Source organism: uncultured Ruminococcus sp., from assembly GCF_946415235.1.
Classification (GTDB): domain Bacteria; phylum Bacillota; class Clostridia; order Oscillospirales; family Ruminococcaceae; genus Ruminococcus.
Window position 1 is genome coordinate 39716 of record NZ_CAMKRR010000003.1, and the last position, 13369, is coordinate 53084.

Sequence of the window (13369 nt, forward strand, 5' to 3'; positions counted from 1 at the left end):
CAGAGGTGATTGGAAGAAATGCTATCGTTTATTACAGAAAAACAATCCAGCTGGGACAGGCTAAAGGCTGAAGAACGTCCGATATTCATCTACGGAATGGGAGACGGCGCATTGAAGATAATGTCCGTTTTCCGTGAGAAGCATATAACTGTAGCAGGTATATTTGCCAGTGACGATTTTGTTCGCGGACATTCCTTTGAGGGATACCGTGTACATAAGCTTTCTGAGATCGAAGAAGCCGTGGATGACTTTGTTGTTGTACTTGCTTTTGCGGCAGGATACCAGGAAATAGTTGATAAAGTCATAGAAATTTCCGAAAAGCATACTCTTTATGTACCTGATGTTCCTGTTGTCGGCAAAGGGCTCTTTACGTATGAGTACTGTATGGAAAACGCTGATAAGATACAGCAGGTCTATGACAGTCTTGCCGACGATTATTCGCGCAAGGTATACGCAAATATAATCAATTTCAAGATAAGCGGCAAGATAGAGTACCTTTCCGCAGTAACAACGACAAAGGCGGATATATACAAAAAAATAATAAAGCCTACAATGAACGAGATATACGTTGATCTCGGAGCATATAACGGAGACACCATAAAGGAGCTTCTTGAGTTCACTCACGGCAACTATGTTTCCATTTATGCACTTGAGCCCGATAAAAAGAACTTCAAAAAGCTTGCCAAGTTTATTGACAGGATGTCCCATGTGTATGCCTATAATTCGGCAGCATGGTGTGTAGACGGTGAGCTTCCGTTCGCTGCAAAAGCAGGACGTCAGTCAGCTATCACAGCAGAATCTGACAATATGATCGGAGCTCTTTCTGTAGACAGTGTTCTGTCAAAGAAGCCTGCCACCATCATCAAAATGGACGTGGAAGGCTTCGAGCGCGAAGCTATATGGGGTGCAGCTCTTACCATTGCCCACTACGCGCCAAAGCTAATGGTCTCTCTTTATCATCGAAACGAGGATATATTTGAGCTTCCGCTGCTGATAAAAAAGCTTAATCCTTCTTATAAGCTCTATATAAGGCATCAGCTTTACATTCCAGCGTGGGAAACCAATCTTTACGCAACAATATGACAAAAAGCGATAGACTAAACATCTATCGCTTTTCTTTATGTTCATACTTCCTTTTTTTCGTATATACTCACCGATATCAGCCATGAGATAAACAGCATAACAAAGAATAAACCAAGGGCTGCCATTCCGAATACCGCTGTATTACTGAACAGCTTTGCCATTTTTTCACTGAGCTTTACCGAATCGGAAAGAAGAACAACAGGAACAAGTCCGCAGATCAATCCAACTATTATCATATAAACGAGCCTGCCCTTCGCAGTTCCGAATTTAAGATTGATCGGAATAGAGATGCATGGCACTGAAACGCCTATAAGCAGGGAAGTGAGAACCATAAATATTACTTCGTTCAGGCTGCCGTTTTTCATATAATTCATTATACCCATCACAATGCCGATAACAACAGCAGCAATCAGTGACAAAACAACAACTACAGCATACTTTGAAGAAACGATCTGCTTTTTATCCACAGGCATACACTGTACGTATCTGTCCCAATGACAAAGTTCATCATATGTCATTTGTCCAAGTGGAAGCATTGCCATCAATACGGGTACGATCATAAGAAACATATTCTGATCGTTAAAAAGCCCAAAAAGTGCAAAAGCAGGTATTACTATAATTGAAAACTTATTATCCTTGAATATTGTAAGGATCTCTTTAAAAATCAAGCCTTTCATTTATTTGTCCTCCTTAGCCATAAATACGAAAAGATCTTCAATAGTAATTGGTACAGAACTAAATGTTGCAGGTATCTTTTCGGCTTCGGCAATAGCTTCAACGCCGAATTTCCCTACCTTCTTGCCTCTTATTGCAGACTGATCGAGCTCAGAGAGCTGCTGCTCGGTAACATTTATAAACTTGTATTTCTCAAGAAGTACATCTTTTTCCTCGCACAGCATCAGCCTGCCGTTATGGATAAACGCGATATAATCGCATATCTTCTCAAGATCGCTTACAATATGTGATGAGATAAGTATCGAATGGTCATCATCACGTGTAAAATCGTTAAGTATATCAATTATCTCATCTCTTACAAGCGGATCGAGACCGCTTGTAGGCTCGTCAAGGATAAGAAGCTTGGCATTATGGGATAAAGCAACGGCAATTCCGAGCTTCATCTTCATTCCCTTTGAAAAATCGGCGAATTTCTTGTCCTTAGGCAGTGAAAAGCTGTCAATATACTTGAAGAACTGCTTTTCATCCCAGTTTTTAAAGAACTTCTTCATAATTTTATTAACATCCAAAACATTTACCGAGTTTGGAAGTCCGACTTCATCAAGTACGACGCCGATATCGTTTTTGAGACCGGCATCAAGCTTCCTGCCCATTATATTTATATCGCCGCTGTCAGGCTTTACCATACCCAGAACAGAACGAATAGTCGTACTCTTGCCTGCTCCGTTTTCACCGATAACTCCCATTATACATCCTCTCGGAAGCGTAAGGGAAATATTATCGAGTTTAAACCCCTTATATTTTTTTGTAAGATTTTTGATCTCCAATGCATTCATAATATCACTCCAATTCATCAATTATATCAAACATATCAATAATATCCTGCTTTGAAAGCTGACACGATACAGCAAGTTTTCGTATTTCATTCATATGTTCTTCAATAAGCTTAAGGTTATGCTCTTTAAGCATTTCCGTATTCTGTGCTGCAACAAAGCACCCCTTGGCAGGGAGGGTATATATATATCCTTCTCGTTCAAGCTCATCATAGGCTCTCTTGGTAGTCACAACGCTTATACGAAGGTCTTTCGCAAGAGTCCTTATAGACGGCAGGGATTCATTAGCCGCTAAATTCCCGCAAATGATCATATCCTTGATCTGATTATAGATCTGATCGTATATCGGTGCACCGCTGCGATTATCAATAAAGATATTCATCTGTGCTCTCCTTTCTTACTGTATATATACAGTATACACAGTTTTAACAGATTTGTCAATACCTTTTCCGAAAAAATTTCAAAAAAAATTTCCGCACAGAAAAACTGTACGGAAATCAGAACTATATAAGCTTTCTTTCATCACAGTATTCACATTCGAGAAGAGTTTCATCTCCGCTCGAACGGAAGCTTTTCGGAAGGTAAGCTTCGTGATTTGTGATGCATTTCGGATTTGAGCATTTCACGCCGCTGAAGACCTTGCCCTTAAGAGTTTCGGATGATTTTTTCTCCTTTAATATGGTCATAATAAGTGCCATACGCACAAACATACCATATTTAGCTTGCTTGAAATACATTGCTCTCTCATCATCGTCCACATCGACAGTTATCTCATCGACACGGGGCAGGGGATGCATAACTATCATATCCTTTCTTGCTCCAAGCATCTTCTTTCTGTCAAGGACGTATGTATTCTTCTGAGCAAGATACTCCTCCTCGCTTGCAAAGCGCTCCTGCTGTATTCTTGTCATATAAAGCACATCAAGACTTCCTATGGCTTCCTCGATGGTTTGAACTTCCTTGTAGCTGCTGCCGTTTGCTTTGATGATATCCTTTATATAAGCAGGCATGCCGAGTTCATTTGTGGAAATAAAAACAAATTTATTGTCAGAGAACATACTAAGTGCCTTACAGAGAGAATGAACAGTTCTTCCGTTGAGAAGATCGCCGCACATTCCGATAGTAAGCCCAGAAAGAGTTTTCTTCTCTATTTTAAGAGTAAGGAGATCGGTAAGAGTCTGTGTAGGGTGAAGATGACCGCCGTCACCCGCGTTTATAACAGAACAGTCTGCCGTAAGAGAAGCAGCCTTTGCAGCACCTGCGATCGGGTGTCTTATTACAAGGACATCAGAGTAATTACTTACTATCTTCGTTGTATCCTTGATAGTTTCTCCCTTAGCAACCGATGAATTGGCCGGATTGTCAAATCCAATGATCTGACCTCCGAGGCGTATCATCGCTGCCTGAAATGACATCTGAGTTCTTGTGGAGGGCTCATAGAAAAGAGTTGCCATGATCTTTCCGTCGCATACATGAGCGAACTGTTCAGGCGATTTGTATATCTCTTCTCCCAGCTCTACAACTTTCTTCCACCATGAAACAGGATAATCATTCAAGTCTATAAGGTGCTGATATTCTGAAAACATATAATTGACCTCCATTGATTTTACAGTATTTTACTGCCATTGATTATCATTTCAAAATGTACGCCGAGATATTCCGACGCCCTTCTGCAAAGGAGCATACGCTTCATGAATATCTCAAAATACTCAAGGACTGAGGATATTTCAGTATCTATCTGAAGTTCGAGTATAATAGAAGATTTATCATCATTGAATCTTACATTTGACTTTTCGACCGCATAATTTACTCTGTCGTGTATATCAAACGTAAGAAGATCTGTATTACGTACACGGCTCCTGCGGACATCTGTCTTGTCACCGATTATCATAGCAGCCGAAATAGCGTCAAGGGGCTGACCTGTGCCCTCATCGTGATTTCCAATGGCAGAGATGATAGAGCATATCTCGTCCGCAGGCATACTCAGACAGTCCAGAAGCCTGAAAGCCATAACAGCTCCGCTCTGTGCATGGTCTACTCTGTTGATGACATTTCCTATATCATGCATGATAGAAGCTATCCTTGCCAGCTCCACAGTCCTGTCGTCATATCCAAGCCCCTCAAGTATCATTGCCGATGTATGAGCGACACGCTCAACATGCGGGAATGAATGCTCCGTATAACCGAGAGCCTCAAGTGCCTGATCCGCACGTCTGATATATTCCATTATATCAGGATTTTGTTTTATATACTTATAAGTAACTATACTTGCCATAAAAACTCCTGTCGATCAATATTTTCCGTTATTTTCAAAATAGACCTTATACCATATAAGGAATATGAATACAGTCCAGATCTTTCTGCTGTTATCGGCTTTTCCGTCACGATGATCGTATAAAAGCTTGAGCAGGGGAGCGGTATTGAAAAACTGCTTGGAGCAATCACTTTCAAAACAGCTCTTTACAAGATCATAATACTTTTCTTCCCTCAGCCATACCCTTATGGGAACAGGGAAACCGAGCTTCTTTTTTGCAGCAGTTTTGGCTGTCTGTTTCGGAGTATCCTTTTTCGCGGCAAGCCTCATTGCGTATTTCGTGATATATTTTGTCTCATCTGTACCCTTATCATGAGTTACCCTGTATTTTACGGGTATCCTCTCGGCAAGCGCCATAACTTCCTTATCAAGGAACGGAACTCTCAGCTCCAGAGAATTAGCCATGCTCATCTTATCTGCTTTCAGAAGGATATCTCCTGCCATCCACATATGAAGATCAAGGTACTGCATTTTAGTAACATCGTCCTTATTCTTCACATTATCGTAAAACGGCTTGGTAATAACAGTCGGGTCGGGAGCGTCCGTTTTTATCTTAAGGAGCGACTTCCTTTCCTCCGGAGTGAACATATAAGCGTTTCCGATAAAGCGCTCCTCAACATCTCTGCCCTTGCGGACGAAGAAATTAACTCCTCGCTTCGCAGGGAGCTTTGCGGCTATTTTACCTATTCCGCGTTTGATGCTCCTCGGAAGCCTGTCATAAAATGTACCGTTGGGATCACTGTATACATTATAGCCGCCGAAAATTTCATCAGCGCCTTCTCCCGAAAGAACGACTTTAAGCTTTTCCGAAGCGATATTGCAAACAAAATAAAGTGCAACCGCTGACGGATCGGCAAGCGGTTCGTCCATGTGATACTGTATCATTGAAAGGCTGTTCCAGTATTCCTCGGGGGAGATGACCTTACTGGTATTCTCTTTCCCTATACACTTTGAAAAGTTTTTAGCCCAGCCTATCTCGTTATACTTTTCGTCATTGCCAAAACCGACAGTAAATGTCTTGTCAACATCGGCAATTGCAGCAACATAGCTTGAATCAACACCGCTTGAAAGGAAAGAACCAACTTCAACATCAGCGATCTTGTGGGCCTCAACGGAGTCATGGAAGGTTTCAGATATCTTATCCACCCATTCATCCAGCTTTGGAAGCTCATCAGCATCAAAATTAACGTCCCAGTAGCGTTTAGCTTCAAAATGTCCGTCCATATACTTAAAATAATGTGCAGGCGGAAGCTTGTAAACATTTTTAAAAAATGTTTCCGAAGTAGGGGAGTACTGGAAAGTCAAATAGTTCTCCAGAGCGGCGGTATTGAGTTCCTTTGTAAACTTTGGATGCTCAAGAAAGCTTTTTATCTCAGAGCCAAACATGAGAGTACCGTTCATATCGGCATAATACATAGGTTTAATGCCAAAGAAATCACGGGCACCAAAAAGCTCCTTTTTATTTTTATCCCATATTACAAAAGAAAACATTCCTCTGAGCATATTAAGAAGCTTTTCACCGAATTCTTCATAGCCGTGTATAAGCACTTCCGTATCAGTATTTGTTCTGAATTTATGCCCTTTTTCGATAAGTGTCTCACGAATCGTCTTATAATTGTAGATCTCGCCGTTAAAAATGATAACAAGTGAATTGTCCTCATTGAATATGGGCTGATCTCCGCTTGAACTTACGTCTATAATACTAAGCCGTCTGTGTCCGAGAGCAATATCATCATCAATGTATTTTCCGTAAGCATCAGGACCTCTGTGCTTTATCCTGTCCATCATTTTTCCGAGAACTTCATCAGGATCGCTGATATTATTCGTAAAACCTACGATTCCGCACATAAAATGTGACCTCCGATTTACTAAGCTATTAAATCTCCCAAAATATTATACTACAAAAAAGATCAATTTGCAACACTAAAGTTATAAAATAAAGTATTACTTTGAACCATTTTCCTCAGATTTGACTTTTGAAAGGGGATTGCTCTCAATAGCATTCCTGACATTTTCATCATTAAGATGAGTATATATCTCTGTTGTAGAAATGCTCGCGTGTCCGAGCAGCTCTTTCAGTGTCAGTACATCAGCGTCGCCGTACTGATACATCAATGTGGCTGCTGTGTGGCGCAGCTTATGAGTTGTTATGCCTTTACCGTCAAGGCCTGCTTTTGTAAGAGTATCTTCAACTATCTGCTGCACACGGCGTTTAGAAATGCGTCTGTTCTGATTGCTTATGAATAAGGCAGGCTCATTCGCAGCCTTTGGATTGTTTTTGCGTATAACAAGATATTTCTGCAAAGCATCAACACAAGCTGAATTAAGATAAACCATTCTTTCCTTGCTTCTTTTTCCGAGAACTTTAAGACGATTTTCATAGAAATCAAGGTCAGAGATATTGATACCAACAAGTTCACTTAAACGCATACCGCAATTAAGGAAAAGAGTTATAATACAGTAATCCCGCTTAGAATCGGCATTATCAGCAGTTTCAAGGAGCCTAAGGCTTTCATTCAGTGACAAAAACTTCGGCAGGGAAGCCCTAGGGACTGGCACATCGAGGTCTTTCGTAGGATTTTCATCAATGATATGTGCTACTTTCTCAAGATATTTGAAAAAACTTCTCAAAGACGATATTTTTCTGTATCTTGCACGGTCTTTATTCTTTCGCTCATCAGAAGCATAAAAAATAAAATTGTAAATATCGGAAACACTTATTTTCCTGAGTTCATCGACTGACATATCACGAATATCAATCTCTTCGAGCGGTTTGCCGGTATTATGAGAATTTTCATATACAAACCGCAAAAAAAGCCTTATATCAGTGTAATACTCTTGAATAGTTCGTTCAGCAAGAAGCTTTACGATCTTCATATGCACAAGGTAATTATTAAGGAACTCCGGATTGGAATCATTATTATAGTTATTCATATTAACTTTTCCTTCATAAGACATTCAAGGACTTTAGACTCACGTTCAATAAGCATAAGATCATAGTCAGCGTGATCGTGTGTGCGATTAACTAAAACAGCGTGTTTGGGATATACGTACTGAAGTTCAAATCCTTCTTCATCTTCGTATTCGTCCAGACGCTGTGGATTATAAATCCCATCTGTCTGACATAAATAATAGAAATTTTCCTGTTCAAATATCTCGTTTTCTTTAAATCTGCTTTTCTGAATACGCATAACAGAACCGTATTCTTTAACAGGACCGTCAAGAACAGCAAGTCCGGTTTCTTCAAGAACCTCACGCTTAAGTGCAGCAATAATATCTTCGCCTGATTCAATACCTCCGCCGGGAAACTTATAGTAATCATATTTACGGCTGTAAACCATCGCAACTTTATTTTCTTTAATTATAATACCACGAACTGATGGACGTCTGTACCTGTTAAAGCTAAGTTCGTAATCCTTTAGATCCATCCTGAAAAGCTCTCTCATAACTTTGATCTCCGTTGAAAACTATTCAAAGTTTCACCAAACTTTGATTTGGTGAAACTTTATCTCAAATTTCATTATTATCATTATATCACTTCTCCACGCTATTTTCAATACAAAATCCTTGTATTCGGACATACAGCAAAAATAAAAAGCAGTATGCTTTTTAACATACTGCTTTTTATAAACCGGATTTTTAAACCATATGTACGAGATCTGCACATTTTATATAAGATCTGCGTAATTTACACGTATCCATTCTGATAACGTGGATATAAAAACCGAGTTTGTAGGAATATCGCTTGAACATTGAAGAACATTCAAAAATATCGTATCTGCGAGTTCAGCATTGTGTCTGTACCAGCCTGATTTAATTGCGTGTCTTACAGCTCTTTCCACCGAACATTCTGTAGTATGATAGTTTGCGGCTATCGTGGCATAAAGCATCTTTGTAAGAGCGTTAATAGGCTCTTTTGTTGTAACACAGATAAAAATACAATCCCGAAGATAATGATAACCCTTAGTATTTGGCGATATCCTGAAGTTGAGTAATAATTTTACGATAATTGATTCTAATTTATTTGTCATGTAAATCACCTCTTAAATGCTTACAGACAAATTATAACATATTATCGTTTTTATGCATATAGCGTATTTCATCGAATTTTGACGAATTTTGTCGATTTTTGGTATTTAATAAAGGAACAGCGTGAACTGTTCCTTTATTTCCGTTAATTCTTTATTTGTTTTGCCACAAGACTTTCGCCGCAGTATATTTCCCTGAGCTTTGGTTTTTCAATCTTTCCGGTAGGATTTCTTGGTACATCGGCAAAAATGATCTTATGAGGTCTCTTGTATCTCGGAAGCTTCTGGCAGAATGCAGTTATATCTTCCTCAGTACAGGTATGATCATCTTTTATTGAGATTATAGCCGCAGCTATTTCTCCGAGACGATTATCTGGAAGACCTATTACAGCCACATCCTTGACAGCCGGATGGCTTCTGAGGAAGTCTTCTATCTGTACAGGATAAAGGTTTTCACCGCCGCTGATAATAACATCTTTTTTACGGTCAACAAGATAAATGAAACCGTCCTCGTCTTCCTGAGCCATATCGCCTGTAAATAACCAACCGTCCTTTAATGTCTCTGCGGTAGCTTTTTCATCACGGTAATAGCATTTCATAACACCGGGACCTTTTACTGCAAGCTCACCTACCCGTCCGCGCTCAACGATATTACCGCTTTCATCGACGATCTTAACTTCCCAGCCAAAGCCTGCTTTACCTATAGCACCGACCTTATGGATATTTTCAACTCCGAGATGCACGCAGCCGGGACCGATAGACTCACTCAGTCCGTAGTTTGTATCGTACTGATGCTTGGGGAAGACCTTCTTCCAGCGAGCGATAAGTGAAGGAGGAACAGGCTGAGCACCTATATGCATAAGTCTCCACTGATCAAGATCATACTGTGAAAGATCTATCTCTCCCCTGTCAATCGCATCAAGAATATCCTGAGCCCACGGTACAAGAAGCCATACTATAGTGCATCCCTCAGCAGAGACTGTTTCTATGATAGACTTCGGCTTAACTCCCTTCAGCAGAACAGCCTTGCTTCCCGAATAAAGACTTCCGAACCAGTGCATCTTTGCACCTGTATGGTAAAGCGGCGGGATACAAAGGAAAATATCGTCACGAGTCTGACCGTGGTGATTCTGCTCAACTTTTGCCGAATGCATAAGGCTTGTATGATCGTGCAGTATAGCTTTCGGGAAGCCTGTTGTACCCGAAGAGAAATAAATAGCTGCATTATCATCATCAGAAACCTTTATATCAGGTTCAGCGCTTGCACAGTTAGCTACGAGGCTGTCATAGTGCTCCGCAAAGGTCGGACATCCTTCACCGACATAGAAAAGAAGTCTGTTTTTGCTTATTTCATCGGCAATCTCTTCAATTCGTCCGATAAACTCGGGACCGAATACAAGTATATCGACCTCAGCAAGATCAAGGCAATATTTTATCTCGTCCGATGTATAGCGGTAATTAAGAGGTACAGCAAGAGCACCTGTTTTAAGTATTCCGAAGTATATAGGAAGCCATTCAAGACAATTCATAAGAAGGATACCGACCTTATCGCCCTTATGTACTCCACGCTCTAAAAGCATATTGGCGAAGCGGTTAGCCTTCTCATCAAAGACCTTCCATGTTATCTCTCGTCTGTAATGACATTCGGGATTTGGTTCTATGAGCTCGTATTCCTTCCATGTTATACGGCGCACCTCGGTTATCTCGGGATTGATCTCAACAAGAGCCACATCACTGCCATATAATTCTGCATTTCTTTTAAGTAAATCTGTAATTGGCATTATACGTATCCTTTCTGCCGAAACAGCCCTGCACTTTGGCATATAAAAGCCAAAAAGCTGTAAAGCAATAAACTATTCTTATTTTATCACAAAAAGACAGGAAAGTAAAGTCTTTCTAAGCGTATTATTAGCCAAATTACGGCTTTACTTTTTTTACATATTGCATAAATAAAGGCACATATATTGCATATGCGCCTTTAACCGTTCATTCTTTTTCTTCGATATCAGCTGAATCAACAACAACTTCTGCTGCTTTCTCAACGACCTCGGCAGTTTCAGCAGCAGGTTCCTCGATCTGAACCTTCTGACCGCATTTGTCACAGAAAGACTGCTCCCTGCTTATCTGTGCGCCGCAGTTTGTACAAAACATCTTGTCCTCAAGAGTCATAAGGACAGCTTTCAGCTCTGCAAGCTTCTTATTCTTTTCCTTGATATCGGAAACAGTATCTTCAAACTCATTTTCCGGGGAATTGCATATCTTTTCAAACATTGCCTTACCAAGCTCTATGTAATCAGCATTTATACCTGATTCAATATTTGAAATTTCATTTTTGATCTTTGTTTTCTCCATAAATTTCTTTGAATTGGCTGAAACCGTCTTAGCCCCGCGCTCAACGGAACCTCCGACTTTTCCTGCAAAGCCTTTTACTGAATCAACGAAACCCATAATGAGTTACCTCCTTTATATTTTATATTCATATTTTATCACACTGAAAGTCTTTCGTCAAGTATAGCTTGGCTTTTCAGTGATCTTGAACTTTACTGCATTGAGCGCTCTGACCGCTGCATCGGAAAAATCGCTGCAAACTGTGGAATACAGTGTCATTATAATATCGTCAGCGTTAAGATGATCCCCTATTTCACAGTTCATGACTATACCAGCGCTCATATCAATTTTGTCATTCTTATTCAGCCTTCCCGCGCCGAGCAGAACCGATGTCATACCCAGCTCTTCACAGTTGAAGCCAAGTATTTCCATATCCTTTGTGGCTCTTATCTCGTATTTAAGCTGCGGCTGAGGCAGCAATGACGTATCATCGCATATTTTTTCGTTTCCGCCGTGGAGCTTTATCGTCCTGCGAAGGATATCGAGAGCTTTGCCCGAAGAAACAGCTTCTTCGGCCATTCTCCTGCACTCCCCGTTATTCCCCTTACCTGCCAGTTCGAGCATATCAGCAGCAAGTTCTATACAAATATCGTAAAGCTTTCCCTTGCTCCTGCCCTGAAGTATCTCGACAGCTTCTCTGACTTCAAGAGCATTGCCGATATTTCTTCCCAGAGGCGAATCCATATCAGTAACTACAGCTTTGCACTTTTTGCCTGCGGACTTTCCCACCTTTTCCATAAGCTTTGCAAGCTTTTCTGCGTCACTTTTGTTCTTCATAAAAGCTCCCGAGCCGTATTTAACATCAAGAACAAGGCAATTGGTATTGGTCGCAAGCTTTTTGCTCATTATACTTGCACATATGAGCGGGATACTGTCAACTGTACCCGTTGCATTACGCAAAGCATACATTTTCTTGTCAGCAGGGCATAGCTCGCCTGTCTGCGATATTATGGAAAAACCCGTCTCCTTAAGTACGCTTTCAAACTCATCAAGAGAAAGATCAGTTCTGTAACCATCGATACTTTCAAGCTTATCAATAGTTCCGCCTGTATGACCGAGTCCTCTTCCCGACATTTTTGCTACGCATACGCCGCAGGCTGCAACGACAGGTCCTATTATAAGAGATGTCTTGTCGCCGACTCCGCCTGTACTGTGCTTGTCCGCGGTAAACGGTATATTGAGTTTTAATGTATCACCGCTGTCACGCATAGCAGATGTGAGCGCGAATGTTTCCTTTTCAGTCAGTCCGTTGAGACAAACAGCCATAAGCCACGCTGACATCTGATAATCAGGGATATCCCCTTTTGTAAAGCCGTTTACGAGCCAGAATATCTCTTCTTCGGACAGCTCCTGAGCCTTTTTTGATTTATTGATAATATCAATGATGTTCATGATCCACCTCCTATATGTATATTTTACCATATAAACAATTTTAATTCAATAGTTTTTGTGAAATTGTCCGTTGTTTTTACAAAAAATTCATGATTACAAGAAACAAAACAAAAGGAGCTCCGAGAATAATGCTGCCTGAGATGTTAAAAAGGTTCAAAGGAATATCCATACCTATAATCGAACCGTACTTATTAACTATAAAAAGAGCGGCACTTCCCGTAAAAGCCCCGATAAAGAAGGAAAAAAGCTTTTTCTGACGCCTGTAATAATAAACTATCATGATAACCGCTGCAATTCCGCACAGTATTTTAAAAATATATCCCGAATCCATTTCATACCTCTCACATAAGTATATAACCAAGAGCGATAATAAGCTTCATGTCTGCCCCTTCTTTTATAAGCATATACATCAGAGCGCCGATCAGAAGCTTGTCATTGTCAATTTTTCCGTCAAAAAAATCGTCTATCAGCTCATCCAAAAGCTTGCTTTTAAATGAATAACCGCTGCCGAGATCTTCATGTATGTTTTCATTATTTTCTGATGAAGGCGGAACATCGGCAGCAGCTTTTCTGTGAATACCGTGATAAAGGTCCATATGCTCTTTTTTATGCTGATTTGTCCCATATTCAAACATCGCGGCTGCCTATCCCCCTTT

Annotated in this window: 15 protein-coding genes; 1 reads left to right on the forward strand and 14 read right to left on the reverse strand. The window is 40.4% G+C overall.

Features of this window, described 5'->3' with window-relative positions; genetic code table 11:
• Positions 1-18: 18 nt before the first annotated feature.
• Positions 19-1083 (forward strand): FkbM family methyltransferase, encoded by a 1065-nt coding sequence (locus Q0R37_RS01390; RefSeq protein ID WP_294750322.1) that lies wholly within the window; start codon positions 19-21, stop codon positions 1081-1083.
• A gap of 41 nt (positions 1084-1124) precedes the next feature.
• Here Q0R37_RS01390 and Q0R37_RS01395 read toward each other — a convergent pair whose 3' ends face one another.
• The 14 genes from Q0R37_RS01395 to Q0R37_RS01460 all read right to left on the reverse strand — a co-directional run bounded on the left by Q0R37_RS01395 (position 1125) and on the right by Q0R37_RS01460 (position 13348).
• Positions 1125-1760, reverse strand: coding sequence for an ABC-2 transporter permease (locus tag Q0R37_RS01395; protein WP_294750324.1), 636 nt, complete (start codon positions 1758-1760; stop codon positions 1125-1127).
• Positions 1761-2594, reverse strand: coding sequence for an ABC transporter ATP-binding protein (locus Q0R37_RS01400; RefSeq protein WP_294750326.1), 834 nt, complete (start codon positions 2592-2594; stop codon positions 1761-1763).
• A gap of 4 nt (positions 2595-2598) precedes the next feature.
• Positions 2599-2973: a GntR family transcriptional regulator gene (locus tag Q0R37_RS01405; protein ID WP_294750328.1), complete on the reverse strand. Its 375-nt coding sequence runs from the start codon at positions 2971-2973 to the stop codon at positions 2599-2601.
• Positions 2974-3094: 121 nt separating this feature from the next.
• On the reverse strand, positions 3095-4177 hold the full coding sequence (gene pyrB, locus Q0R37_RS01410) for an aspartate carbamoyltransferase (RefSeq protein ID WP_294750330.1): 1083 nt from the start codon (positions 4175-4177) through the stop codon (positions 3095-3097).
• Positions 4178-4197: 20 nt separating this feature from the next.
• Entirely contained in the window at positions 4198-4866 is a 669-nt protein-coding gene (locus tag Q0R37_RS01415) for an HD domain-containing protein (protein ID WP_294750332.1), read from the reverse strand.
• A 15-nt stretch (positions 4867-4881) separates the two neighbouring features.
• Positions 4882-6753 carry an asparagine synthase (glutamine-hydrolyzing) gene (gene asnB, locus Q0R37_RS01420; RefSeq protein WP_294750333.1) on the reverse strand — a complete coding sequence of 624 codons (1872 nt, stop codon included), beginning with the start codon at positions 6751-6753 and terminating at the stop codon, positions 4882-4884.
• Between the two features lie 96 nt (positions 6754-6849).
• Complete coding sequence (locus tag Q0R37_RS01425; protein WP_294750335.1) at positions 6850-7839, reverse strand: tyrosine recombinase XerC; 990 nt, start codon at positions 7837-7839, stop codon at positions 6850-6852.
• On the reverse strand, positions 7836-8351 hold the full coding sequence (locus Q0R37_RS01430; protein WP_294750337.1) for an NUDIX domain-containing protein: 516 nt from the start codon (positions 8349-8351) through the stop codon (positions 7836-7838). The genes Q0R37_RS01425 and Q0R37_RS01430 overlap by 4 nt, the downstream gene beginning before the upstream one ends.
• Positions 8352-8573: 222 nt before the next feature.
• Positions 8574-8936 (reverse strand): sporulation initiation factor Spo0A C-terminal domain-containing protein, encoded by a 363-nt coding sequence (locus tag Q0R37_RS01435; RefSeq protein ID WP_294750339.1) that lies wholly within the window; start codon positions 8934-8936, stop codon positions 8574-8576.
• A 143-nt stretch (positions 8937-9079) separates the two neighbouring features.
• Positions 9080-10714, reverse strand: coding sequence for a class I adenylate-forming enzyme family protein (locus Q0R37_RS01440; protein ID WP_294750341.1), 1635 nt, complete (start codon positions 10712-10714; stop codon positions 9080-9082).
• A gap of 205 nt (positions 10715-10919) precedes the next feature.
• Positions 10920-11381, reverse strand: a complete 462-nt coding sequence (locus Q0R37_RS01445) for a zinc ribbon domain-containing protein (RefSeq protein WP_294750343.1) — start codon at positions 11379-11381, stop codon at positions 10920-10922.
• 57 nt (positions 11382-11438) lie between these two features.
• Positions 11439-12713 (reverse strand): thymidine phosphorylase, encoded by a 1275-nt coding sequence (locus tag Q0R37_RS01450; RefSeq protein WP_294750345.1) that lies wholly within the window; start codon positions 12711-12713, stop codon positions 11439-11441.
• Positions 12714-12789: 76 nt separating this feature from the next.
• Positions 12790-13044 carry a pro-sigmaK processing inhibitor BofA family protein gene (locus tag Q0R37_RS15620; protein ID WP_366517387.1) on the reverse strand — a complete coding sequence of 85 codons (255 nt, stop codon included), beginning with the start codon at positions 13042-13044 and terminating at the stop codon, positions 12790-12792.
• Between the two features lie 10 nt (positions 13045-13054).
• Entirely contained in the window at positions 13055-13348 is a 294-nt protein-coding gene (locus tag Q0R37_RS01460; RefSeq protein WP_294750349.1) for a hypothetical protein, read from the reverse strand.
• Between the last annotated feature and the right edge of the window lie 21 nt (positions 13349-13369).